The sequence below is a fragment of the Cellvibrio sp. PSBB023 genome, from assembly GCF_002007605.1.
In the GTDB taxonomy this organism is placed as follows: Bacteria; Pseudomonadota; Gammaproteobacteria; order Pseudomonadales; family Cellvibrionaceae; genus Cellvibrio.
On the sequence record NZ_CP019799.1, the window covers coordinates 3,313,414 to 3,339,046 of the forward strand.

Sequence of the window (25,633 nt, forward strand, 5' to 3'; positions counted from 1 at the left end):
GAACGTCGGTTAACTTGCAGTAGTCTTGGTAGTCAGTGTCGACATCTCTCCCTGCGGGATCGGCGGCGACGTCGGCGATCCTGGTGCTGTACAGGTGTGCATATGCGTTGCAAACAGCGACAGGAAACTGGTGCCCTTGATCAGCGGTTCACCGCCCGCACCACCGAGCGCCACCTGGCTACCTTCGATGGTGATCATGGTGCCCTTCACCGTCAGCTGCCCGGCGGCCATGGTGATCTGGTTGCCGTTGCTGTCCTTCACTTGCGTACCGCTGCTGTCCATTTGCAGGCTGTTGCCATTGGCGTCTTCCAGCGTCACCTTGTTGTTTTGCGCATCCAGGGTGAGGGTGGCGCCCTTGGCATCGGTGAGTATCACTGTGCCGTTTTCGTCGATGCCCAATTCCGCCCCTTTGGGGTGGGCGAGGCGCAGTTTTTCCTTGCCGGATTCATCGTCAAACTGCAGCAGGTGACCGGACGGGGTTTTGATCAGGCGGGTGGTGGGCGGGGACTTTTGCGCCTCGGCGGGAATCGCCTCGCTCGGCTGCCAGAACACCCCCACCCAGATGGGCTGATCCTTGTTGCCCTCCTCAAATTCCACCCATACCTGCGCGCTCACCTCGGGCACCATAAACACCCCCTGTTCTGCCAAGCCGCCAAACGGCGAGCAGGGAAGCGCCCAAAAAGACTCTTCCGCGCCAAATACCGAGGGCACCCGCACCTTGACCCGGCCGCGCTGTTCCGGGTCTTCATTGTCGGTCACAAAACCGCGGTACTTGCCGTAGTAGCGCTGCTGTGACTGGCGTGCCAGCTGTTGCAGGAGTTCGGTCATAAGGGCTTTTCCTTGTCGCCTGCAATTGGCGGCGAGCTGAATACCAAAGAATCCGGCAGCGCTACAGCGCCGCCGCCAGCACCGAGCCAAGCATGCCCAGATCGTCGCCATAGGCATTGCGCGCGACCTCAAAAGTCTGACGGTAACCACCCATATCAAACTTGTGCTCAACCTTGGTGACATACCAGCGGCCACCATAGCGACTGCCGATCCCGTCGATGCCCACCGGATCACCCGGCAGCAGCACATGGCCGTAAATCACCCCGTCCAATTCGCCGCTAGCCTTGATCTTGAGCGACTCGGTATTGGCCTGCGCCTGGGCGCGCGCTTCGGCTTGGGCCGGGCTGTTCACCCCTTCGCGGCTCATGCGCCAGGCAAATTGGCCTTGGCTGGCACTGGCACTGCTCACCGGTTCACTGCCGAGCAGCGGTAAATTAGGGGTGACAGTCACCGGGTTGGTGCTATCGCCAGAGTCGGTAGCGATTTCATAGATCACCGCATCGGGGTGGTGGCCGTCGTCGTCCAGGTCAAAGCGAATACAGGAGGTGGCCGTACCGGCATAGACCAGGATGGTCGGCTGGGGGCTGCGATCAAAACGCGGTGGACCGAAATAGAGCCGGGCACCGCGAAAGAACAAGTCATAGCCGTTTTCCTGCGCGCGCTTGGCTAAAAACCGTATGTCGGTTTCGTTTTGCTGCACTACCAGATCGCTCATGCCGATGCCGGGTAAATCGAGAAACCCCAGCCCAGCCTCATCGAGGATAGTAAGCGCAATTTCAGCATCGGTGACCGGTACATCGTCGCCCCAGCGCTGCTCGCGCTGGGTGCGGTCAAGCAGCAATGAATTGTCCTGACAGGTCACGGTGACCTTGGCGGCACCTTTTTGTTCGGGAAATTCAACCTTCACCTGGCGGATAAACCCCTGGAAAATCTCCTCCTCGCGGCTACCAAAACTGGCGGCCAGATAAATGGGCTGCCAAGGGCGAATGCGGATGTCGTCATGGATGCTCCAGCGATCCTCGCTCTGGCGACGGGTTTCAAACACCAGTGTTACCTCACTCGCCTCGCTACAACTGAGCAAGGCGCTGACTTCCACCAACTGCGGGTAGAGGTTGCTGATTTCGCCTCCGGCAATGCGCACTATGCAGCTGGCGGGCGCACGGATCAGGTCATCGAGCCAGTTCAACATATCAAGCCTTCGCTTGCGGGATCAGGATCACCCGCCCGACATAGTCATCCCCCAACAGCAGATCGGCATCCAGCAGCTGGGGATTAGCGTCGAGGATTCGCCACCAGAGGCGGTCGTCATCGTAGTAGTGGCGCGCCAGGTGATCGAGCCGGTCGGTATCGGTAATGCTGTGCTCTATCACCCCTTCAAGGCTGACAATCGACCGGGCGCGCAGGCCGCGAAAACCGCTGACCGGCACACCGGGTGCAGGCGTGCCAGCGACAAAAGGACGCGCCTGTTGGTAACGGGAATTTTTTAACAACATGGTTTCCAGCTCCCTGATCCACTCAATTTATTAACCTTGGCCAACAATCGATATTCATTGCGACCCACCATTAGCCCATTGGCTTTAATCCTTTGCCATTAACCCAATTGCCCTTAACCAAAGACTCGCCCCAACACGCTGCTGGCACCCGAGCCAAAATTCAGTGCCGCACCGGCGGCGCGTCGTACCCGCTCCACCTGGAAGAAGGGGTTGTTGCCTTCAATCACCTGAAAACTCAGGTTGACGTTGGCGCGATAGGGTTTGAGGCTGGGCAGGTGACCCACTTCCTCCACCTGCACACTGGTGAGAAACACCGGCAGTACATGGCTGCCCCAGACCAACAACAGCACCGAGGGATACTCGTCGCGCGCAAAGGCGCGCTGGCTACCGAGCCCCAGACCGGCGAGCATTTGCACGCCACCCGGCCCCTGGGTTTTGGGTTCAACCATGGCGCGCAAGGTATCCAGATCCGGCTCTATACCGAATTCCACCGCCACCGCATGAGCGCGGTGATTGACGTCGGCCATGCGATCCGTGGCATCGACCAGTATGTCAATGCTGAATTGCTCCGGCTCCACACTCACCCCTTGGGCGACACGGTTAGTCTCCCAGGGGTAGTTAAAGTCGTAACCGCCCTTGGTGCCGGGCGCATTGCCGGTAGTGATAGTCACCGAGCGGGTGCGGCTGATGGTCTCGGGGTTAAATTCAAACTCCAGCACCAGCGGCGGCAGGCTCAGGCCGTATTCCACCAACGCACCGCGGGAGACATTGGGGATCATGGGCGACTACCTCCGCGCATTGGATTCAGGGGTTCGCTGTTGAAGCTAGTGTTGACGGCCACCGCTAATGACCGCGCCAGTTGCCGTGCTATCGCCAGATTGGTCTGCTGACAGTTAAGGGTTAACACCGGCACAGAGAGCTGTACCACATGCTCCACCGGCTTCATTGATTTCATTGACCCTATTGATCTCGCCGACAACAGTTCCAGCAACCCGGGGCGCAAGAGTTCGCGCCGCAACAGCCGCACAATCGCCTGTTTGCGCGCACCTAAACTGGCGGGCAGCTCAAGCTGCAACTCATCGATCACCAGCTGTTCCACTTCACGCCTCGCCCCAACGGCCATAACCAATCCCCTTGTTGATCCCTGCTTGTGAATAACCCGTGTTTAACCCGCTGCCAAGACCTCGGCTGGCACATAGGCGGCCAATGCACCCAGTTGATTGGCCGGCACCCGGCTCTGCTCCTTGGCCAGCTCGCGGTGCACCGCCAATGCCAATGCAGCGGTGTCTATTGCCGTGCCCCGCGCCGCCGCGAGATAGGCGGCATGTAAAGCGGCGTTGCGAATCTGGCCGCCGGTAAAATTCACCGCGCCGGCGACCAGGGTTAAATCCAGGTCAACCGCCAGCGGTGCGCGCGGCGGCAGCAGGCGACGCCACAAATCCAGCCGCTGCTCCGGGTCGGGCCGTGCAAACTCCACCACTATCTGGAAGCGGCGACAAAAGGCTTTATCGATTTGGCTGCGCAGATTGGTGGTGAGCACACAGGGGCCGCGATGCTCCTCGATACGGGTGAGCAGGTAGCTCACCTCCATATTGGCGTAGCGGTCGCGCGCCTCGCGCAGTTCGCCGCGTTTGCCCATGAGTGCATCCACCTCGTCGAACTGCAAAATCACCTGCCGACCGTGGGTGGCGTCAAACAGGCGACCGATATTCTTTTCCGTCTCCCCCACGTATTTGCTCACCAGCGAAGCGAGATCGACGCGAAACAGCGGCCAGCCCAACTCATTGGCAAGCACACTGGCGGCGAGGGTTTTACCGGTGCCGGAGGGACCGGCAAAGAGCGCAACCGGGCCGCCCACCCGCTGGCCACCCCAGTCATCAACGACCTGCTGCTGGTACTGGATCCAGTGCAGAAATTCACGCAGCATATTTTTTTGCGCGACAGGCAACACCAGATCATCCCAACCGGCGCGGCGGCGCACCGGAAAAGCGCCGGGCGGGGCGCAGTCGTCCAGCGACCAACCGAGTAATTGCGACAGCGCCAGGCGATCGGGCACCAGCGGTGAAAAGGGGTCGGGTTGTTCGCGTCGCACCAACCCCTGGGCCTCTAACCGCCACAGGGTTTTGCGCGCCGGTTCGAGCAGTTCGTCGGGCAGTGCCAACAGCGAGGCAATCAGCGCTTCACTGGGAGCGGGCTGGGTGGAATTCTGCAAACTCTGGTAGAGCCAGCCCACCCGCGGCAGCAACTGGGGCGCGAGGATGCAGGCAAAAATATCCTGCGCCAGTTGATCCGTCGCCAAACCTTCGGCGGTGCCCTCCAGTCGCCGCCAAAAATCGCCGCTGCGCCACTGGTTGACCTGTTGCTGGCAGGTGCTTAAATCCGCCATCAACTGTTCATTAGGCCCCTCTTTGGCATTGAGCAAACACAGACACAAGAGTTCGATACGCTGCCATTCAACCAGCGCACTCAAAGCGGCCGCTGGACTGGCGGCCGCCAATGGTTCCACCTGCAAATCGGCAGCGAGCATGGCCTGGGTCATGGCGTGCTCCCCCGGAACAGGCTGATCAGCAGCGGATTGCTGCGCAGCAACAGGGCGGGTGCACCGCTATAGGCTTGGTAACTACGGGTGGCGTAGAGCAATAGTTGCCAGCGCTGTTGGCCATCCAGGGTGATGGCGGGCAGGTCGACGGTTGGCAAGCCGAGTGGAATATCGCTTGGGGTGATGGCCGCCGAGCTGATCGCCAGGTCGCCACCTGCCAGTGTCTGCCACTGCTCCTCCTGCCACAGCTGCCATTCGAGCTGGACCGTGGCACCCGGCAGCCCCGCTATCCACAGTTGGGGAGTGAGATCGGCGGGCTCAACCAGATCCACATCCAGCGCCAGCGCACTCAGGCATTCGTCGCCATTGACCCAGCAAATCACCGGTGTCCAGGCCGGATTATTGCCGTTGACCGCTGCCGCTGTTACCGCGCGCCCGCGCAGGTTGCCGGCAAAAGGGTCAAAGCGACGCTGCATATCGGCACCGCTTTCCAAACCGGTAAACCCCACCCGTGGCGGTACACCACGCAAAGTAATCGGCATCACTGGCGCCAGCGATATTTCGTAGATCACCGAGGGCCTATAGGTGGTATCGCCCTGGGTCGACCAGATCTGATTGATCTGCTCATCAGTGCTGGGGCAAAACACCGCCTGCAAACGCAGGGTTTGTTCGCCAATCGAAAACTCGGGTAACAGCGGATGTTCATGCAGGTAAGACATCACCATACCCAGCAGGCGCAGGTCTTCGATGCCCTGGTCATCGCCGTTAGTCGCCATGCAGCTAATCAATACAAACAGGCGAATGCGCCAGGGTTCATTGGGGTGGCTATTGGCTTGGAAACCCGAGGGCTCGATGCGATAAAAAAACAGGTTGAGGCGAATCTCTTCCGGTTTGTTGCTGACATCCGCCGGTGCACCTATATGGATTTTGATGTTGTTGCTATTGGCCTGGATGCCACTGCTCAGCGCATCGGCCACTGACTGGCAGGCAAGGTAAAGTGATGAATCCGGCAGCGCCATATCAAAGTGTCCTGATAAATGCGCGGCTGTCGCTCTGGTCAGCGGCAGTTACACGGGTGATTGATGTCTTGCCGGTGGAATGCGTGGTCGCTGCGGTCTCCTCGTGTTGATCGATAACCTTGATGCTGACAGTGCCGATATGCAGCCGTGTCGGTTGGGCAATAGTTTGCGCCGGTGCAGCGCGGCTTGTCTTTGGTAATTGCACGTCTGTTGGATAAACGCCGGGCATTAACTGATTTTTTTCTTTGGTCAGGTTGGAGGATAGCGATAATCTTGTTGTGCTTTTTGTTTCGTAATCGGCAGCAGCTCGATTTATTGCGCCCTTGTTAATTGGCGAATCGTTTAACGATGAGGGGTTTGTTGTTATTTTTTCAGGCGATAAATGCTGTGTGCTTTCATGGGCAGATGGCGTTGCAACTGTGTTAGCCACAGCATCCAACAGTGGTTGTTTATATTCGGATACTAAGGGCAGATTGTGTTTGTTGTTTATAGAAAAATAATGTTCAGCAGATCCGGCGGCACCCGTACTTTCTGTAGCCCGTTTATGCGCTGCTTGCGCTTTCTGTTTATCGATAATGTGCAAGGGCAAATGCCTGCTGTCGGGCAACCGGTAGCGATTCACGGCGGCGCGGTTATGCTCTGTTGCCGACAAATTATTATCCACTGCAGTGATCGATAGATTGGCGTTGCCGATATTTTTTAGCGCTGGCGATTCAGTAATATTTTTAGGGTTGCGCAGTGCTTTATTTATTTGCTCTGCTTTTCCGGAAAAATTTTTATCGCCAGAAGTTTGAGCAACAGTAGCAAGATTATCCTCACCACCTATATCGCTAGTGATTATTTCAATATCAAATAAGTCTGCCGCACTCGCCAGGTCTGCTGTTGCATCCAGCGGGCGCAGAGCATCGCCAATGATACGTAAAAAGTAATGGGATGAAGTGATCAGCGACTTGTCCATCACACTGCCCCCCGCATACCCTGGCTTAACTCAAGGCGCTGCAAATACGCGCGGCGGCGCGTTTCCGGCAGATGCAAAATATCCTCTTCACGCCAGTGATAATGAATCGCCAATTGATGCACTTCATCCAGTAACTGGCTAATCGGCGCGAGCAGTTGTTGATACAAATCCAACTGCAGCTGATGCTCAAATCCGCACTCGGGGCACGCAAGTTGAATCGCACTGGCCAATTCCGGTGCAACCGCTTCCAGTGCACTTTCAATACTGGCAATTTGCTCGTCGCTCAACGCCTGTTCCAATTCGACGGCATCTGTTTTTTCATCAACAATCAATAAGCGGCGCAACAACGTGCGCTGTAACTCACGCTGAGTTGCCGCCGGGTGATTGCTTAACCAGTCGGCAATAAATTCCTGGTCACCGCCATTGGGAACGCGCACGCTGATTTGTTGTGATCCCAGTGTCAGTTGGGCAAAGGGGAAATCGACAGTGGCAAGTTTTATCGGCAGCATTTGCCAATCGAGCGGAAAATCGTAATACGCATCACAGGCAGGGCATTGATTACTTAACCACTCTGTCTGATTGCCTTGGACATGCCCTTGGTTCAAGCGCCACTGCCATAAAATAAACTGACGATCCGCTACACACAGTTGACGCACACGGGACAACAATTGCGCTTCATCATCTGGCTGATGAGTAGCGGTGTAATCACCCAGCTGCACTAAAATACAAGCCAATAACTCACTCACCCAGTGAGCGTGACTGAGTTGATTGTCAATACAATATTGGCGACGCTCCTGCAGTAATAATTGCAGCGCACCGCAGCGCGGTTTAAAACGAAATTCGTTTTGCAACCGTGCCGTGCACAACGGAGCCTGCAATGGGTTACCCTGCTGATCGGAAACAGAAGTAACACTCGCCAAATAACCACCGGGCAGTTTCACAATCAAGTCTCGTTAGGTTCAGTAACTGCTTTGTCGCGCTCCCAACCTTCGTGCTGCAACACAATACTTTGAATACCAACGGCATTCATTGTGCCCGCATCAAATTCCGGCAGGGCTTGAAACTCTGAAACCCAAGCGCGATAGACCGTATAAGAAATGGCTACATTGCCCTGCAAATTAAGTACATTCAAAATAATATCTTTACGGAAATCCTTGAGTGACATCGCTGCATTTCCCTGGATGCTATTCACCAGGTTTGCCCAATTTTCAAATACCGGATCATGGGTTAACCCCTGCTCCAAAGTAATCGCTTCATAGCTGGTGCCACCGGGCATCACCCGTTCATGGGCCGGATCGCCAGCAACGCGCCACTTGACGGCTTCAGTTGTTCTTTTCAGTACACTCATTTTTTTTAAACCGGCAACCACTTGTCCATCAATAATCACTTGGAACATAAATGTGCGATAGGGATCGTAGCGGTGCGCATTTGCTGTAAATAATGGGGCAGCCATTTTTTTGTCTCCTACTCAATTGAATAAAAATTAATACCGCTGAAAATCAATCCAGCTATTGCTGACCAATTTTTTGCTGCAAGCGCAGGATCACAAACTCCGCCGGTTTTAACGGCGCAAACCCCACCACAATAATGACCTGCCCGCGATCTATATCACCTTGCGTCATGGTGTCGCCCAAACCGCAGCGCACAAAATAAGCGTCGTCGGCCGTTTTGCCTTGAAAGGCACCGGCGCGGAATAATCCATTCATAAAGGAGCTGATATTTGCGCGCAGCGAACTCCACAGCGGATGGTCATTGGGTTCAAACACTGCCCACTGAATGCCGTTGTAAATACTTTGTTCGACAAAAATCGCGGTGCGCCTTACCGGCACATAACGCCATTCAGGATTGGCTTTGGTTGCCAAGGTGCGACTACCCCAGAGTACCGGCCCATAACCGGGACGTTTGCGCACACAGTTCACGCCGAGCGGGTTGAGGAAATCCTGTTCCAGGTCTTCCACATCAAACGCCGTGCCCGCGACATTAATGCGTGTTTCCACACCGGCAGGCGCTTTCCATACACCGCGATTGCTGTCGATCTTGGTCCAGACTCCCGCAGCAATAGCCGAGGGGGCAATGTTGATCGTGGTTGCCGCCGTGGGATTGGTATCGGCATTAAACAGCGGGTTATTGATAGTTACCCAAGGGTAATAGAGCACCGAGTAGGTCGAGGTGGGCAGCACCATATCGTTAACGGCACTTGCATCGTCCAGCTCCACATTTTCCGTATCCACAATGACGACACGGCTCATGGTTGCTTCACAGTGATTAATGGTATTGGCAATAATTTCATTGCCGCTGCCATCTGCCGGCATAAATTGCCCGGGCAATACGATGATTGAAACATCGCTCACTTTGCGCAGGATGTTGGTGTAAAAACTGTTGTAGTCATCTGCCTCGGCTGCGGTATCCGCTGCCGCTTCAGTCAAGGCGCTAAAACGATCGGCGGGATCGGCACCTGCCGGATCGTGGAAATCGGGCAGACCGGATGCATCTTCCGCCACCGTGACCAACACCAATCTGGAAGAGCCATTCACTACTTTTTCAATAAAGTTATCTTCCGTCTCATCCAGTGAAACACCTTTAAAGGATTCACTCGCAATCGGCAAAAATTCATCGCCATCATTAACCGTGCCGACAAAAAAATTAAAGTCGGCGCCATTGGCATAGACCGCTACTGCCAAGTTATTGGCCCAGGTGCCGGGACTGGAGGCACTGACTTCCAACACGGCGCCATCGCCATTGCTGATAGTGACTGCCGCCGTTTCCGGTTCGCCGCCCAACAGGCGACAGACGTAAGCCGCACGCCCGCCATTTTGGTAAAACGCGCGTACCGCCAGCGCCGTTGCATCACTTTCATTTTGAATGCCGGTACGCTGGTTAAAATCACCAAACTGGGCGACATATTCGTCCCAGGAACCAATTAATGTGGGTAAATTAACCGGACCGCGAAAGGTAGCGCCAATAAAGGCAGTGGTTGACGTGGAAACCCCTTCAATCGGTTTTGATCCGCTGGGGATTTCTTCGATGTAAACACCGGGATGCAAATAGCTTGGCATGAGCGCTTTCTCCGTTTTGCAGAAACAGAACAGAAGCAGCACCTGGCCGGGATAAGAGCGCCTGCAGACTTCCTTCTGATTCAGACTCGTTTATGAAATGGATAAACCAAACGGACGTGCGGCTTGCCAGAAGAAACAACTCCTTCTACGGGCAAACAATCGCAGAGCGACTTCACACATCCCTGAACTTGTCACATCATTTGAAAAACCGGGAACAACAACCAGAACAGCAAACCGCTATTACAAAAATCCTGAAGCGATAAAACGCGAACGGGCAGCAAATAACAATAAAAATTACTGCAAAAATTTACTGCGTAAAACGGAAAACAGATGGGTAGATTAAAACGACAAAAGAAAACCTTAAGCAACAAGGTGCGGGCGTTAAACAAGAAGGATTTTTTGTTCCAGCCCAATCATGATTAACGGATCGGTTTAATAACCGAAGTGGGATTAGTTTAGGAGTATTTTTTTTGTATTGTCAATGAACAATCCGGGTGATTATTCACCAATATTTTGCAAAAAAATACCTTGTGTCGCGCAAATTATAGTTTTTAAACGCTAACCTACAGATACGTTTATAGCACCCAGGTTTTTATTACCAAACCGATTAAGGCACAACCGCCGATCACCTTCATCACACTGATGTTGTAATAAAACAGTGCGGCGGCAGCCAGTAGGGTGATCACAGCCGATGGCCATTCCACATCGCCAGCAAAACCCTGAGGCCACCACAGGTGATACCCAAAAAATAAGGCAAGATTAACAATCACCCCTACCACAGCGGCGGTAATCGCCGTGAGGGGCGCCGTAAAAGAAACCTGTTTGTGTGTTGTTTCAATTAAAGGCGCACCGGCAAAAATAAAAATAAACGATGGTAAAAACGTAAACCAGGTAACGATGACTGCCGCCACTGCACCGGCGGCAAATAGCGACTCCGCACCCAGCACTTCGTGGGTATAGCCACCGACAAATGCAACAAATGCCACCACCATAATCAACGGCCCGGGGGTGGTTTCGCCCAATGCCAATCCATCCATCATTTGGGTCGGACTAAGCCAGCCGTAGTGAGTGACTGCACCTTGGTACACATAGGGTAAAACCGCGTAGGCACCCCCAAATGTCAGTAGCGCCGCCTTGGTAAAAAACCAGGCCATTTGCGTAAAGTGATGTTGCCAGCCGCATAACAGCCAGAGCATTGACATGGGCACAGCCCAGAGTATTAGCCCAACCACAATCACCCCCGCCAAACGTGACCAGCGAAATTGCGTGTGTGCTTGTGGCGGCGTGTGTTCATCAATCAGCGCCGCGCCATGATTGTGTTGTACAGAACCATGGCCGGCATGCGGGAATAACTCCGGTCGCCAGCGACCACCCAGGTACCCTAATAGCGCAGCGCCAATCACAATGTAGGGAAAAGGAATATTGAAGGCAAAAATGGCGATAAATGCGGCGGCGGCAATGCCCCATAACCAATAGTGTTTCAGCACCCGCCGACCAATACGATAAGCCGCTTGGAATACAATGGCCGTTACCGCCGGTTTAATGCCGTAAAAAATCCCGGCGACCCAAGCTACATCGCCATAGGCGATATACACCCAGGACAATAAAATTAATAGTAATAGCGAGGGCAAAATAAACAACACGCCCGCCACAATGCCACCCCAAGTGCGGTGCATTAACCAACCAATATAGGTAGCCAATTGTTGCGCCTCCGGCCCGGGCAATAACATGCAGTAATTGAGCGCGTGTAAAAAACGCGACTCGCTCAACCAGCGCCGTCGCTCTACCAACTCCTGATGCATTATCGCAATTTGCCCTGCCGGGCCGCCAAAACTGACAAACCCCAGCTTTAACCAAAATAGCAACGCCGCCCAAAAACTGACGGGGGCTGGTAAGTCTTGGTGGTGATGGGGTTCTGTCATCTTGGTGGCACACCTGAAACGTCAGCGGAAATCACAAGGAAGTAATAAAGTCACGAACCTTACCAATAAACCGATACCAATCCTGCCGTGCTGACTAATAACAGCGCGGTGCCGATTACACGATAAAAAATAATCGGATCGGCACTGACTAATCGTTGGTGAAATTTCAAACCAAAATAGTGCCCAATCGCCGTAGCCGGTAATAACCACAAATGCGCTTGCAACTGCAAATCCACTCCCGCAATTAAAAACGCCACCATTTTAATGCTCACCAAAATAAACCAGAGCACAAACAAGGTATCGCGTAATTTTTCACGGGCGACATGCACCATATACACGGTCATAATCAGCGGCGCCCCAATCAAGGAGGTGCCGCTGATATAAGCACCCAGCGATAAAAAAATGCCATCGCTTACCGGATGCGAACTTTTAAACGGTTTATTCAAAATATAAGTGACGGAATACACCGAGATAATGACAAAAATAATCGCGCTCATAATCTGCGCCGGAATAGTCAGCAGCCCGGCCACCCCGATGAGCTTGGGAATAATCATAATTTTCAGGGATTTTTTCAGATAAACCCAATCCACTGTGGACGGTTTTTTCTCCGCCGTCGCCACGCGCTGGCGATTGTTTTGCCACACCGTGAGCGTGGAAAAAATCAGCAAGTGGACGGCAATAATTGGCAAATATACCAATGGCCGGTTATCCACCAAAAGCAACAACGGCAGCGACATCATCGCCCCACCAAACCCCAACCCGGTGCGTACAAATCCACTCCACACAAAAATCAACAATACCAACACCAGTTGGGTGAGGGTTAAATCAGTCATAGGGGGGTATCCAATCGGTAAAGCGTTGTTTTGCGAACAGGTGCTCAGGCTTCCGGTAGGCGGCAAAGTGGCATAGTCCGGTCAGCCCAAAAAGGGGCCTCTGCAAAACGTTCGGGCCCTTGGTAGGTAAGGCGCAATTTGGCCAGATAGTGGGAGGCGACTGCAAGGAGTTCTTGCTGGAATGACTGTGCGGCATGCGGATTGTGCCAGCAGCCAGCGTTAATGGCCGTGGCAGCGCTCTCGGCGGATGCCAGGGAATGAAATAAACCTTGGGATGAAATTGGATCGAAAGTGATGGCTGCATCACCGATTGCCAGAAAACCGGGCCCGGCTTTATCCAGATTGGCGATATCCAACAACGCGGTTCCCGCTGGCCGACAGTGTATTTCCGCTGGCTGCACCTGTGCCAGCACATCGGCCAACAGGGGATAGCGACATGCCCGGTTAAACAAGGCCTCCGGTTGTTGCAGGGCTATGCGCTCCGGGTGTTTGGCATCCAGGTGATAGGCAAGCACCCGGTGCCCATTGGCCAGCCTGACGCTATACCACCAGCCATCTTCATCGGCGACCAGGCGAGTGGTTGTATCCTCGTCACTCGCTGGAACCATAAGGAAACTGTGCAAACATACTTGCGCGTCTTGTCTGATGTGATTCAACCCCAAGCGCCGCGCAAGACTGGCCGAGCGACCACTGGCATCAACAATAACCGGTGCCACATGCCGGGTATTGTCACCGTCAAGCGCCAGCGTCCAGCGGTCATCCGCCCCTCTGGATACCTGAAAGTCCCGGCATCCGTATTGGATCTGCGCGCCGCGCTGAGTCGCCGCATTCAATAACATCTGTTCAAACTGTCGTCGATCAATGACCCACCCGGGGCCAGAGGGATCGCGCAGGCTGTCGCGCCAGACAGGCGCATTGCTATCCCAGATAGCAATGCTTGTACCGCGCTCCAGATGATCGCCGTCCAGGAATTCCTCAAACAACCCCAAACGCTGCAAGAGAACACGCGCCGCGCCGGGCAGCGACTCACCAATACGCATCCCTGCTGCAGGTGACCACTGACGCTCCAACAATAGCACCTTCCTTGACGCCAAGCGTGCCGCAAGCGCCAGCCCTGCCGGGCCAGCCCCCAGGATAATCACGTCCCAGCAACAGGTTTCCATCTCAGGGCTCACGCCCCATAAACAAAGCGCGCTGGGCGTTAAGCGCCAGTGCTTGCTCGACAGCGTCCTGCTCCTTGCCGCCCCGATCTTCCACTTGCATGACCGGTGGAAAGTCCGCGTCGTTTTCGATACCTGGCCGCACCTCCACTATGCCCATCTCCGGGAAGCGATGAATCATATTGGCGAGCTGTTGGTCATGTAACCCGAGGGTACGGTTCCAGTCCGAGCGCTTGTTAAACGCCGCCAAGCGCTGCTCGCGACTGAGTGATGCATCCATCACTTGCTGGTAATTTTCCTCGCTCAATACCTGATTGGGCACCCGCGCAGGCCAGAAGGTGGGCAGATACGGGTCATATTGCCGGTCGTAACCCGAGCGACAACTGGCGGTATCTGTCTGCCAGGGCACGGCCATCCAGCGGGTGATGGAACCCGGAAATTGGGCATAGAGCGGGCCGTTGTAAGACAGGGCTTCTGCGGAGGTCAGGGTACTGCCATAGTCTGGCTCGGGGTCTGCCTGTGGGCGATGGCGCCAGCGATAGGGTTCCTGGTACATGGTGCTGTGGCGAACAGGCCAGGTCATCTCGCAGCCGGGATGGAATGCATCCGCCAGGCAGAACTCCAGCGCGGCCTTATCCAGGCTGGCGGGCTGCTCCGGCACCGATACCTCATCCAGTGACCCCGGCGGCACATAAGCTGGATCATAGTCCGCCATAAATTGCCCACGCGCCCAGTATTCGAGTTGGGCTAGTTGGGTAGTGGTCAGAGCATTCATGGCATTGGTGACGGGCGGCATGGGGATATCCATCGCATCGCCATATACCCAGGGCCAGGGCTTCATGGAAATATCACCGCGATTCGGATTGCGGAAAGCATTAGCCACTGTGCGGCGCAACTCGGCATAGGTATCACCGGGCATCGCCAACTTTTGCAGATACCCAGGGTCAAGGAAATATTGCGGCATGCCATAGCCAAAACCCGCCGCAAAACCCGCGTTCATCCACTGCAAATCACACATGGCTTTGAGGATGGGATAAATGTCGTCCCTGAAGGATGGGCAAGTCGGGGCCGGCAACTGACCTGCCGCTACCGCGACATCCGTCATAAGCGCGTACATAGTGCGCACAGATTTTTGTTGTGGGCCGTAATTGGGAGGCGCCACAACAACCCAGGCCGGCAGCACCTCCAGTGGCTTACCCTGTAAGGTTACGCGGGCGGTAACCGGGCCATCGCCCGTGTCATCGTACCAACCATCGTTGTTGGCAAAGGTGGTGGGCGGTTTGCCATCTATCGAGGCAGATTTTCCCAAACCGCCAAATACATGCAGCCGCCCTTCCTTATCGGTGCGCAACTCCCCAGAGGAACCTCGATATCAAAAAACTGCCCGCCAGTGAAATGATAAGCCGGCCCTTGCGCCGCCGGTTTCGCAATGGTTTTTGCGCCGGGAGTAATCGATAGTTTATGGCGCTCGGTTTTGATATTGGCATTGCGCCGGGTTGATGCTGGCGCTGTCACTGCCTCGGGAATATCCAATGCCAATTCAAAGTTGTACCACGCCGCTTTGTGGTTGGCCAACTCCACCGTCCATTCAATGTGAGTGGCATCATCCATCAACAATTCACGCACCACCTTCCCCTGCGCGTTGTAGCCGTAAATACGAAACTCAGCGACCTCACGCTTTAATGCACCAATCGAATCACGATAAAAACCCGGCGGTTGTGGATAGGGGTTTGGCACTTGCGGGCCAATGTAAAAACCATCTTCCTTTTTTGAATTTCCCACACGGGCAATGCCGATAGAGGGATGGATCTTGGCATATACAATATCCTGATCGTCCGGCAATTTCTGGGGCATTATCATTCTCCTTATTTGTGTCCTATGAATAGTTTTTTATTTCGCCGTAGCAGGTTTATTCGCAAAGCCAAAAATAAAACTGTAATCCGTCGCGTAAGGTTTTCCACCCAATTGCGATTTTGCATCGCGCGCAACACTGGCGTAGGCGTGGCAAGAAAGACAATTGAATCCCTGCGCATAGGTTTCCAGCATAGTGTTCGCTACGGGCACAGTATTCAGTGATGGGGTTTCACCGCTGATGGACAAAGGCGCCAGTGGCGGATTGCCCGGTGGACTATTGTCGTTAACTGCGGCCGACGACCAGAGCACGTTAACCAACAGATAATTTGCAAAAACAGAATCAGCATTAGCGTTGGTAATCATTTGCTGCACGGCGCTATTTAATGAGGCGACATGATTGTCTGTTGTATCCTTGATAGGGAAATCGCGGCTCACCCTGATCGGATACGCGGAGCAATTTCCGCTGGTATCCAAATAATACGCAGGCGATACATTTGCTGCACAAGAAGTTTGTGTAACCGCAACGCCATTTGTCGTTTTGGGTTTACACGCTGCTGGTACTGCTTGCACTGAACAACTATTGTTGTAAAAGGTGTAATCGCCATCCACTGTGCCATCGGTTTTAATCATTGCCGTATCGGGCGCATTATCCTTATGTTCAAACGTGGCCCAAATCCATTGCGGTTGCGACGCCGTTTTATGAATGATGTGCATACCCACGAGTGCAATGGTACTGGTGTTACAAGTCAAGCTTGCAGGGTCATAAATAATCGCCGTACTGGTTTTGTATTTTTTCCATTTCGGATTTTCCGGATCGCTAACACTCAACCAAGCCGCTTTAATTTCCAAACCGCCTTGTACATCGTCATAGCCCACAGGCATCACAATATTTTTGTGCTGCTTGATGTGTGCCGCTTGCACATCGGCGTTATATAACCCGTTGGCATTGATGTAATCATATTCGCTTTTACCCACTAAAATTTCGTAGTAGACCAGGTTGCCATTGCTATCCGCCAACCAATTGGGATTATTACCAGGAAACGCCTGGGACGCCTCTTTACTCATATTAAAACTACCCGGCATCCGGCTGGCCTGCATCACGCGAAGACCCAGCTGCTGCGCCATTTTTTGACAGCTGGATGGCGCATCCGGCTGTTGCCCCAAGGTAAAGGGGGCTGCGCATTTGCGCGAAAAATACTTTTGGTATTGGCATAGGTTTCCCACACGGATGTTTGCGCTATACCCGGCTCACCAAAACTGGCGGCAGATATATTTTTGTCCGGCTCTCCGGGCTGGGATGGATCAACCTGCCAGTTCAAACCGATAAACGTTTGCCACGCAAAACAGTTAACACCATCCTGTGATGTAATAGGCGTATCACCTGGTGTGTTGTAATTGACTGCTGGCGCATTTAAACAAGGAAATTTCACAGGAGCATTACTACTTGCCATTGCCGAAGCCGGAGCGGCCACTGTTGTCGGGGAAGGTTTTATGACTGATTCCTGACACCCGGTCAGCAACACAAATAGAGCAGGTACGAGCGCTAATAATGTAGGATTCATGGCTTAATTTCCTTTTGCATTCACATACAACACACCCGGTAAAGGTACGGGCATATCACAATTTGGATTACGTAGGGTGACACCTTTTAAACCGGGGCTGACATTAGCTGCAACACTAATAGTGACAATGTAATTAAACTGACCATCACTACCAGTACTTTTTCCCGCTGGAACACCTGCCGTCGTATTGATCGCCGTAACCGTCACACTAATTCCGGTTTCGCTATTGCCCTGGTCATCCCAAAATGCAATTTCTGCATCCTTGAAATTGTCATTTGCGTAACTGGCTTGTAATGCGAGATCCGTCAGTGTTTGTCCCTGATTTATTTGAACGGGTAATTGCACAAACGGCGGATAAGGATTAACGCTTAACATCGCAAGCAAAACCGGATTGGCCAACAACATGCTTACTTGACCATTGGTATCCCCGGTTTTGTCACGCACAGGCGGCAAGAAACTTTGCGTAGGTTCACCTGTTGCCGGCGTCACTGCAGTTCCTGCAAGACAGACATGAAACGTATCTGCAATTTGTCCAGCGTAAAGAATAGGAACCGGCACCTGTGAACTACCTTGCACGGCATTACCCAGCAAAATATCGCTGACGGTGTAACCCAATGCTTCAGGCACCGCAAATTCTGCATGGAGAATTTGGTCATAGGTTGTACCTGCCTGTTCAGCCGTACGCCCGCGAATCACTTTATAAAATTGACTAGCATCCATGCCATCCGGTGTTTTGTAACTGCTGAAATCCGGCCGTTGTAAATACAAACCCACCGGATCGGTAAGCGTCACTTTGACTTTTAAATTTTTTACCAATTGATTCACTTGCAAACCAATATGCGGATCGCTATTTCGATAGGCACGACCATAAGCACCTGCGCAAACCATGCGCTGCATGTTGTATTGATCGGGTGGTAACTGACGCAAAAGTGTCGCTTGTGCAGCGAGCATAATTTCTGCACCAATAGTATTGGGCGGGCTAGTCAAATGTACCGCGCCACCATAGGTTTCTGTCGCGACAGTACCTGAATTCCATTTGTTTAAGGGATTGTATGCAGCGCGTCCTGTTGTTGGATCTATCGCAAAACCTTTACCGTCTGTCGACAGCAACATTAAATCCTCAAGTACGACATTCGGGCTGACCAATTGTTGGTAAAGCGCAAGCACTTTTTCGGGCGATACTTGCCACAGGCTGTACCAATATTCCGGGTTCTCACAGGTGAATGCGATCTTGGTAATTTTTCCTTCTGCATTACGCGTTACTGCCCACTCACAATATTCATCCAACCAACCACGCGGCCCTTGCGGATCATACTGTGCCCACTCATCAATCGGCTGCTGCCAATTTAAATTCGGGCAACGTTTGCTTGGAATAATAAAAGGCAAGCCGGTTGGAAAGGCTTTCGATTGTGGAATATTGCCAAAATCTGCCAGCGCATAAACCTGCGCATTATTCATTTGATAAGGACTTTTTTCAGCCGACGAAAAATAAATCTTTAATCGATTTGGAAAAGCAGTCCAAAAAATAGGTTCGACAGGATTAGCAGCCGTAATATCTGCATTTTTGGGGTTCACATACCAATCGCAAGGCGCCTGATAATCAACTGTCCAAGGGTTACTCACCAGAGCGGCTTGAGTATAGGCATCAATCGCCAAATCCCAAGTTTGATTGAGCTTCTGTTGCAGGGAAGGGTTATCACTGAAATCCTGAATTAACGCAGGCGTGGAGAAAGTAAAATTTGGCATATAAAATTCCTTGTACATCAGCATGCAATTGGATGGAAAAATCCGTAAATAGCAGAAGAGTCAACAACCTAATTAAAAAATTAGTTACTTCTATCCCGTGAAGTAAAGCAGCTGGATTGAACTATTCCACTAAAAAATATTACACGTGATTACATGGAAATCATTAATAAGAGGGTTTATACGCCAAAGACAATAAAAAAAACGGCAAGCTAAATAGCTGGCCGTTTTTTACTTAGTCCGGAAATTAGGGTTTTATATAGAATTTTTCTACGCTTGCACCAAGCTTCTCTATAACCCACCATTTTTACATCAATCTCACATCTCCGATTTGTAATGCTGTAGCTCTATCGATCCTTTACTGTTATACAACCGGACTTTTGTCAGGTTCTTTGGTAGAAAAGGTTCTATTTCAATATTCACTAACTCTTCAGTACCACCCAATTTATCAAATGCTGCATAGAGTTCTTTTTCATCAAAGCGCACTGTGAAAAAATATTGCTTCTCAGTTCCTTCAATGTAGCAACCAAACGAAATAAGCAATGGTAGAGGTCTCTCTTTTCTTAGAAGCTCTTTATCCAAGGGATAATCAAAACGGTAGTTTTCACCATTAAAAAATGATAGTGAGAGATAGGTAGACATTTTTTCTGCTTTAAATATAGGCGACCATTTATAGGGAGTACGGTATTTTTCCCACAAGCCGAACGGAAGGCCGTTTTTTTCAATATCAGTAAGTTTTTCTATTCCTATCATTTCAATGATGTTGCGACGAACATAATCGTCTCTGTCATTAATCTTCCGTTGTGTTATATCAAATAAATCATCCTCATAAGGTTCAGCCTGCCCAAAAAACACTTCCTGTGTTTCACGCCCTGTAAGCCAAACCGAAACAATACCACCAGGCGCAACACCTGCCATGATAGTATTAAAAGTTGGGCGGTCTTTATCTCTAGCAACTCCTTCTTTAAACAAAGCAAGTATTTTTTCGTAAGGAAGATCAAAACTACCTTGGTAAAGTTTATTTTCCGTAAAGGAAAAAAAACGAATATCCAAACGATCGGGCAAAGGTTTAAGGTCTTCACCGACAACGTGGGTTGATCTGCCTGTTCCCCAATGTGGATTGATAGCCGCTGCGGTGGGAACGTATAAACCACCTTTTTCATTATGGAAATAGAAAGTACCGCTGATAATACGCATAGGGTAATTTTTTGGGGCGCTTTCTGTCGCTAGCCAGTGAAACTTGGTTTTATTTTTGGTGAACATATTTCCGCACCCAACTAAAGAAAGAATAAATATAAAAGCCAGTTTATACACAATGACTTTAACCATCATACGCTTACCTCCAGCGTTGCCCTTTGTCATTAAAGCGGGGATGCAATCCTAATGAGTCTTTGAATGACATATGCAGATGATCGTGACGGATGCGTTTTAGCGGTGGATATTAGGGCTGACACAATATTGCGGGGTATGTCTTGTAAATAAAAAATGGCGGAACCTATGGTCCGCCATTTTTACATTCATCTTACAATTCTGATTTGTAATGCTTTAACTCTATTGATCCTTTACTGTTATACAGCCTTACTTTTGTGAGGTTCTTGGGTAGGAAGGGTTCTATTTCAATATTCACTAACTCTTCAGTGCCGCCCAATTTATCAAATGCTGCATAAAGTTCTTTTTCATCAAAGCGCACGACAAAAAAGTATTGTTTCGATGTACCCTCAATATAACAACCAAAACCGATCAACAACGGGAGAGGACGGGGTGCCTTCAACACTTCTTCGCTAAAAGGATAATCCAAGCGATAACTCTCACCATTAAAAAAACTATACTTGGTATCATTTGATAATTTCTTTTCCGTGCGCAAAACCGTTGCCCATTTATAGGGAGTACGGTATTTTTCCCACAACCCAAAGGGAACACCATTTTTTTCAATATCCGTCAGCTTTTCTATACCAATCATTTCAATTATGTTGCGGCGAACATAATCGTCCCTATCATTGATTTTCCGTTGAGTTATATCAAATAAATCATCCTCGTAAGGTTTAGCTTGTCCGAAAAAAACTTCCCGTGTTTCACGCCCTGTAAGCCAAACCGAAACAACACCTCCAGGCGCAACACCGACCATAATAGTATTAAAAGTTGGGCGGTCTTTATCTCTCGCTACCCCGTCTTTAAACAAAGAAAGTATTTTTTCATAAGGAAGATCAAAACTACCTTGGTATAGTTTATTTTCAGTGAAAGAAAAAAAACGGATGTCCAAACGATCTGGCAAAGGTTTAAAGTCTTCACCGACAACATGGGTTGATTCACCTGTGCCCCAATAATAACCAATACTGGCAGCAGTTGGCACATAAAGCCCCCCTTTTTCATTATGGTAATAAAAAGTACCGCTAATAATACGCATAGGGTAATGCCTTGGGGCGCTTTCTGTCGCCAGCCAGTGAAACTTGGTTTTGTTTTTGGTGAACATATTTCCGCACCCGACTAAAGAAAGAATAAATATAAAAGCCAGTTTGTAAACGATTAATTTAGCCATCATAAGCTTGCCTCCAGCGTTGCCCTTTGTCGTTAAAGCGGGGATGTAATCCTAATGAGTCTTTGGATGACATGTGTAAGTGGTCGTGCCGGATACGTTTTAATAAAGGATCATGAATTGGAAATGCAGACACGCTAGTGGCTTTGTATTTCGCAATGTTATTATCGAGTGTCTTCAAATCTGAAAATTCACTAATGGTTAAGTCAGCACGTGATTCGAGATCGGCTTTAATAGGTATACCTTGCTCACGCGCTGCCTTTGCCATGATTTTTAAAGGGATTTGACAGTAAGCATTACGAATACCCTTGCGGTTTGCTTTAGTGCGGGCATACACAGCTTGGTCGAACTCGTTAAATTCTTCTTCATACAGAATTTCATCATCCCTATACCAGCCTTCCGCTATTAGTGTCGCACGGTCTGCTTTTACTTTTGCAGGCGAACCACTGTAGAGATAAAAGTTTTCAGACGTATTGTCATGATAACTACCGCCCACATCCGAGTGTACACCCGGTAAAAAATACTCTTCACCCTTACCACAAGCACTTTTTATATTGGTTAAAGAAAAGTTTTTTCGATACTCCTCCGCCGCCACTAAGTGCAACACTTTTTTTGCGTGTTTTACAGCATCCAATTCCAGTTTACGCACATCGTTACTGAAGCGGATTCCGTGCGAAGATACGGTATCAAATAGACCCGTAAAGCATACCTCCACTTTTGTGGTGTCATAACCATGATCTTGCAAGCGTTTTTTTATGGGTCTTTTTTCATCTTTTAATAAACGATGGATAGCGTAACGTGCAGTTGTAGCGCCTCGGCTAAAACCAAAGACATCAATAGTTAGTAATTTAATATAGTACTCTTCGGAATTTATCTCCTCATTTCCTAGCTTGCCGTTTATAATCTTAGTAACCGCTTCTGTAATTCCTTTTTCACATTTATTTTTTACACCCGCTTCACCCATGCCTATTCCATAGCCGACAGTTTTATCGCCCGCATTATTTATTGTGCCCGCGCCTTCGGTATATATTTTCACTGTGATGTCATAGCCCTTAGCTGGCTCCTTATCCATATAACCATCAAGTGAAGCAATATTGGTAAAACCATTTTCATAGCTTTCTGCTCCCTCACCCACCCTCTCACCAAAAAGTTTGTATTTTTTTGACCGCGTAGCTTCATAAAATTCATTTTTTGAAATGCGGCTCTCAATATTGGTTTTATTATTCATGGTGCCATCGAATAACATAATGCAACGGATGGTGACGGGTTTTTTATCGTCATTGCGTTTTTCTTCTGGTTCAGTAGCCGGTGGCTGAACACCTTCGCACAGTTCTGTCACGATTTTCCCTCTGATAAATGACTAGTGAACATTTGAATTACTATACTGCTACTTTTTCTACAACCAGTGCGGCACGCATGGCAGTGTCGGACGAGCTGTATACAAGATGCTTGTAAACATTTTTATGGCTATGCAAATGTTCGGCGGCTAATGCAATTAACGTGGTTGCTGTTGCTGCGCCCAAATCACCATAACAATCGGCAGGGTGTTCAACTCTCACCGGATCAGCAAATGCCGCTTTATTACGCAAATAAGCTACGCCATATTCTTTTGTCCAATGGTTTTCACCATTCATACTCGAATAAATGCTGTGAAGTCTGTTTTCGGTGTGGAGAGCAATCGCTTTTTTAAACGCTTGGTCAAGGCCCTCACCACGGTATGTTTCTTTGCTGAATAAATGACCTGGTTCTTCAGCAATCCCCGGTTGATGCAATTTAATTATGTGACCGTTACGCACCTGCGCTAGCTCTGGATGGCGGGTGAGGAGTAAAAAACTCGCGGCTTCCCCCGGTGCAAAACTATCGGCACTACCGATTGTTAATAAACGCCCCATGTCATCAAGTAGTGTTAAGCGCGCATAATCGCTGTGTGAATCGCTACCGCCAACCAATATCCTGTCGTATTTATCGCAAAGATATTTAAACGCAAACTCTATGCATTCCATTCCCGCCGCGCGGCCTGAATGACACACTCTGGTCAGCACAGGGCTAATCCAGTGTGCGCAATTCTTTGCTAAATTACGAACCAGTAATGAGTGTTTAATTGCAGGACTGATATTTAATTCCGGCATAGCCAATACTAACGGAATTGGCTGCTCAATGGACTGATTACAACAGGTCTCTTCCAACGCCACTATAGCCATCTTGATCATGTGGTCATATTGTTCGTTGTAGGATTCACCTTCATCGATTTCTGCATCAAAATCATCAAAAATTGCCGTGGGTACTTCTGCCATTGTGATTGTGTCACCTGCGGCTGTAGTGTAACGGGATTGTTGGTAGGCACTAATCCCTGCATTAACCGCAGCTACTGTCGTCGCAACGCTGGGGCCGAGTGGTGTGATCATACCCATACCAGCAATATATAGGAGGGGAGATGACATTATTCAAAAGATCCTTTCGCAGCGTGGTTCAATAAAAAATGAGCTGGCTCTAATAACGCCAATTCGAGTGCCGCTATCTGCCGTTGGCGCTGCTGCCCATTAGCAAATACATGGCGCAAGTGCTCACTGACACTGAGATCGGTGCTGATGATTTTTCCCATGAAATAACGCTGTGCCGGAGCATAACGTTGTTGATATTTTTGCCAGATGGCAGCAATTTTATTGGCATCAGGAAATGGAAGATATTCATCGTCACTCAGTGCTATATCTTCGTTCTGAGCACCATCGTCTGGTAAGTGCGCATCCAAATCTGGTAACTCTTCCAATACTAATTTGTGTTCTTGTAAGTCGATACCCGTAATCGTCGTGAAGGCTTCGCCTGCCAAGCGCGTTACCGTAGGAATACGCATTTGCGCAATAAGCCAGTTAATGGCTTGAGGATCGCCAAGAGAAGCCGTGGCAGTAATAACCAAACGGTTATTTGCCGGATCTTTAGCGAGCAAAGTGATCCAACTACGCGCGGTTTCCAACGGTAGAATACGAAAACACAACGCCATCGCACGGATTTGATGAGGATTGGTATTCAGTGCATAGCTTTGCAGATTAACCGCAAGTGATTTTTCGCCCAGTAGTACGGCTGACCAGATTGCCCAAAACACAATATCTTTGTCCTCGGATATCATTCCCTTGCGCAGTGTGGGTAGCAAATCAAAGCGTTTTAATTCACCAATCAGCCGCAACGCTCGTGCATAGAGTAGGGGATGCGCAAGGCAATCGTCGCGCTCCAGTATATTCGTCAAAAACTCGCGAGGATCCTCGCGTCTTGCACTACAGGCAGCCAGCGCTAAATATTTATGGTTGAGATCTTTACTGGTGAGGAATTTTTTTATCCAGGAGTGCACCAACCTGCCAGGCAACCAAGCCATAGCTGCAACCAACCCACGCAGGGTGTGTTTACTACCCAAACCCGCCTCAACAACATGTTGTATATAACGCGTATCCAAACTGCGAAACGCCAATACTCCGGCGGTAAATAGATTGTCAGGTTGTTGTAGTTCCAGCGCGCGGGCGCAGAGTGCCCAGGATTCTTCCGGGGCAGTCATCAAACCATTAAGCTGTGCATCGATGCGCGCATCAAGCTCGGCAAGATCTGTGGTGTTGTAATGTGGCTGATTGACGGCGAGACTACGGAGAAGCCATAAAAAAGTGGCGTCATCGACATAGCGCTCATGAATGTGGCCATAAATACTAAAAAGGTTACGGGATGAAACTGCCTCTATAGTCATGAGTAGAGATCAACCCATGATATTTTTTTTATTGTGAAACAGCGGGTCACCTAAACGACAAACATTTTTCCCCTCAAATTTCACATCAAAGGAATACATCATAAATTCACACTCCGCTTTATTTTGGTTGCTGATAAGCCCATTAAGCGTTCCCGCCTCATCACCGGTACTGGTAGAGTAAACCGCGCCTTTCACCATAGGCATTTGACCGTCAATCACTACTGTTTTCGGCCCTTTACTGGTATCAGAAGATTTCCCAATGCTCGGATAGGGAATAGGTACGACCGCTGAGCCGACTGGTGTTTTACACACGTCGGGAAATACCGTACTCATGCCACCACTGCCTTTATGGGCAATGCCTCTGGTATTGGAAAACGTAGTTTGTGCCATAAGTTGCTCCTTGAAT

The 25,633-nt window shown here is 50.4% G+C and carries 25 protein-coding genes and 1 pseudogene; 1 reads left to right on the forward strand and 25 read right to left on the reverse strand.

Annotated elements, in window-relative coordinates:
• Positions 1 to 9 precede the first annotated feature (9 nt).
• The 11 genes from B0D95_RS14400 to B0D95_RS14450 form a co-directional block, all read right to left on the reverse strand.
• The gene (locus B0D95_RS14400) at positions 10 to 828 is read right to left on the reverse strand and encodes a phage baseplate assembly protein V (protein ID WP_078044549.1); all 819 of its coding nucleotides are present in this window, start codon (positions 826 to 828) and stop codon (positions 10 to 12) included.
• A 61-nt stretch (positions 829 to 889) separates the two neighbouring features.
• Positions 890 to 2,017 carry a phage late control D family protein gene (locus B0D95_RS14405; RefSeq protein WP_078044550.1) on the reverse strand — a complete coding sequence of 376 codons (1,128 nt, stop codon included), beginning with the start codon at positions 2,015 to 2,017 and terminating at the stop codon, positions 890 to 892.
• Between the two features lies 1 nt (position 2,018).
• Positions 2,019 to 2,321, reverse strand: a complete 303-nt coding sequence (locus tag B0D95_RS14410; RefSeq protein WP_078044551.1) for a hypothetical protein — start codon at positions 2,319 to 2,321, stop codon at positions 2,019 to 2,021.
• 113 nt (positions 2,322 to 2,434) lie between these two features.
• Positions 2,435 to 3,100: a hypothetical protein gene (locus B0D95_RS14415; protein WP_170941658.1), complete on the reverse strand. Its 666-nt coding sequence runs from the start codon at positions 3,098 to 3,100 to the stop codon at positions 2,435 to 2,437.
• Complete coding sequence (locus B0D95_RS14420) at positions 3,097 to 3,444, reverse strand: hypothetical protein (RefSeq protein ID WP_078044552.1); 348 nt, start codon at positions 3,442 to 3,444, stop codon at positions 3,097 to 3,099. The genes B0D95_RS14415 and B0D95_RS14420 overlap by 4 nt, the downstream gene beginning before the upstream one ends.
• A 42-nt stretch (positions 3,445 to 3,486) precedes the next feature.
• On the reverse strand, positions 3,487 to 4,860 hold the full coding sequence (locus B0D95_RS14425; protein WP_210403627.1) for an ATP-binding protein: 1,374 nt from the start codon (positions 4,858 to 4,860) through the stop codon (positions 3,487 to 3,489).
• On the reverse strand, positions 4,857 to 5,879 hold the full coding sequence (locus B0D95_RS14430) for a DUF4255 domain-containing protein (protein ID WP_078044553.1): 1,023 nt from the start codon (positions 5,877 to 5,879) through the stop codon (positions 4,857 to 4,859). The genes B0D95_RS14425 and B0D95_RS14430 overlap by 4 nt, the downstream gene beginning before the upstream one ends.
• 1 nt (position 5,880) lies before the next feature.
• Positions 5,881 to 6,837, reverse strand: coding sequence for a hypothetical protein (locus B0D95_RS14435; protein WP_078044554.1), 957 nt, complete (start codon positions 6,835 to 6,837; stop codon positions 5,881 to 5,883).
• Positions 6,837 to 7,778, reverse strand: coding sequence for a hypothetical protein (locus B0D95_RS14440; protein WP_078044555.1), 942 nt, complete (start codon positions 7,776 to 7,778; stop codon positions 6,837 to 6,839). The genes B0D95_RS14435 and B0D95_RS14440 overlap by 1 nt, the downstream gene beginning before the upstream one ends.
• A gap of 2 nt (positions 7,779 to 7,780) precedes the next feature.
• Positions 7,781 to 8,290, reverse strand: coding sequence for a phage tail protein (locus B0D95_RS14445; protein WP_078044556.1), 510 nt, complete (start codon positions 8,288 to 8,290; stop codon positions 7,781 to 7,783).
• 55 nt (positions 8,291 to 8,345) lie between these two features.
• Positions 8,346 to 9,893, reverse strand: coding sequence for a phage tail sheath C-terminal domain-containing protein (locus B0D95_RS14450; protein WP_078044557.1), 1,548 nt, complete (start codon positions 9,891 to 9,893; stop codon positions 8,346 to 8,348).
• Between the two features lie 97 nt (positions 9,894 to 9,990).
• On the opposite strand from B0D95_RS14450, the gene B0D95_RS20465 reads away from it, so the two are divergent.
• The gene (locus B0D95_RS20465; protein WP_149867921.1) at positions 9,991 to 10,236 is read left to right on the forward strand and encodes a hypothetical protein; all 246 of its coding nucleotides are present in this window, start codon (positions 9,991 to 9,993) and stop codon (positions 10,234 to 10,236) included.
• Positions 10,237 to 10,468: 232 nt separating this feature from the next.
• Here the strand turns inward: B0D95_RS20465 and chrA are convergent, their stop codons facing one another.
• From chrA to B0D95_RS14510, 14 genes and pseudogenes are all read right to left on the reverse strand, one after another.
• Positions 10,469 to 11,815 carry a chromate efflux transporter gene (gene chrA, locus B0D95_RS14455; protein ID WP_078044558.1) on the reverse strand — a complete coding sequence of 449 codons (1,347 nt, stop codon included), beginning with the start codon at positions 11,813 to 11,815 and terminating at the stop codon, positions 10,469 to 10,471.
• Positions 11,816 to 11,874: 59 nt separating this feature from the next.
• A complete protein-coding gene (locus B0D95_RS14460; protein WP_078044559.1) occupies positions 11,875 to 12,648 on the reverse strand; it encodes a sulfite exporter TauE/SafE family protein in 774 nt (257 codons plus the stop codon).
• 44 nt (positions 12,649 to 12,692) lie between these two features.
• Positions 12,693 to 13,811 (reverse strand): NAD(P)/FAD-dependent oxidoreductase, encoded by a 1,119-nt coding sequence (locus B0D95_RS14465; protein WP_078044560.1) that lies wholly within the window; start codon positions 13,809 to 13,811, stop codon positions 12,693 to 12,695.
• 1 nt (position 13,812) lies between these two features.
• A complete protein-coding gene (locus tag B0D95_RS14470) occupies positions 13,813 to 14,925 on the reverse strand; it encodes a LodA/GoxA family CTQ-dependent oxidase (RefSeq protein WP_371453673.1) in 1,113 nt (370 codons plus the stop codon).
• Between the two features lie 102 nt (positions 14,926 to 15,027).
• Positions 15,028 to 15,668, reverse strand: a pseudogene (locus B0D95_RS20670) (LodA/GoxA family CTQ-dependent oxidase); the annotation flags it as partial.
• Positions 15,669 to 15,698: 30 nt separating this feature from the next.
• Entirely contained in the window at positions 15,699 to 16,787 is a 1,089-nt protein-coding gene (locus B0D95_RS14475) for a hypothetical protein (RefSeq protein WP_210403630.1), read from the reverse strand.
• Positions 16,760 to 17,224 carry a hypothetical protein gene (locus B0D95_RS20675; protein WP_210403631.1) on the reverse strand — a complete coding sequence of 155 codons (465 nt, stop codon included), beginning with the start codon at positions 17,222 to 17,224 and terminating at the stop codon, positions 16,760 to 16,762. Before B0D95_RS20675 ends, B0D95_RS14475 begins: the two co-directional genes overlap by 28 nt.
• A 3-nt stretch (positions 17,225 to 17,227) precedes the next feature.
• Positions 17,228 to 18,970, reverse strand: a complete 1,743-nt coding sequence (locus B0D95_RS14480; RefSeq protein ID WP_078044561.1) for a hypothetical protein — start codon at positions 18,968 to 18,970, stop codon at positions 17,228 to 17,230.
• A 315-nt stretch (positions 18,971 to 19,285) separates the two neighbouring features.
• Entirely contained in the window at positions 19,286 to 20,299 is a 1,014-nt protein-coding gene (locus B0D95_RS14485; RefSeq protein ID WP_246841613.1) for a DUF2931 family protein, read from the reverse strand.
• Positions 20,300 to 20,489: 190 nt separating this feature from the next.
• Complete coding sequence (locus tag B0D95_RS14490; protein ID WP_246841614.1) at positions 20,490 to 21,506, reverse strand: DUF2931 family protein; 1,017 nt, start codon at positions 21,504 to 21,506, stop codon at positions 20,490 to 20,492.
• Complete coding sequence (locus B0D95_RS14495) at positions 21,496 to 22,839, reverse strand: DUF2235 domain-containing protein (protein ID WP_078044562.1); 1,344 nt, start codon at positions 22,837 to 22,839, stop codon at positions 21,496 to 21,498. Before B0D95_RS14495 ends, B0D95_RS14490 begins: the two co-directional genes overlap by 11 nt.
• Before the next feature lie 40 nt (positions 22,840 to 22,879).
• The gene (locus tag B0D95_RS14500) at positions 22,880 to 23,941 is read right to left on the reverse strand and encodes a hypothetical protein (protein ID WP_078044563.1); all 1,062 of its coding nucleotides are present in this window, start codon (positions 23,939 to 23,941) and stop codon (positions 22,880 to 22,882) included.
• Positions 23,941 to 25,227 (reverse strand): TIGR02270 family protein, encoded by a 1,287-nt coding sequence (locus B0D95_RS14505; RefSeq protein WP_078044564.1) that lies wholly within the window; start codon positions 25,225 to 25,227, stop codon positions 23,941 to 23,943. The genes B0D95_RS14500 and B0D95_RS14505 overlap by 1 nt, the downstream gene beginning before the upstream one ends.
• 9 nt (positions 25,228 to 25,236) lie before the next feature.
• Positions 25,237 to 25,617, reverse strand: a complete 381-nt coding sequence (locus tag B0D95_RS14510; RefSeq protein WP_078044565.1) for a DUF4150 domain-containing protein — start codon at positions 25,615 to 25,617, stop codon at positions 25,237 to 25,239.
• Between the last annotated feature and the right edge of the window lie 16 nt (positions 25,618 to 25,633).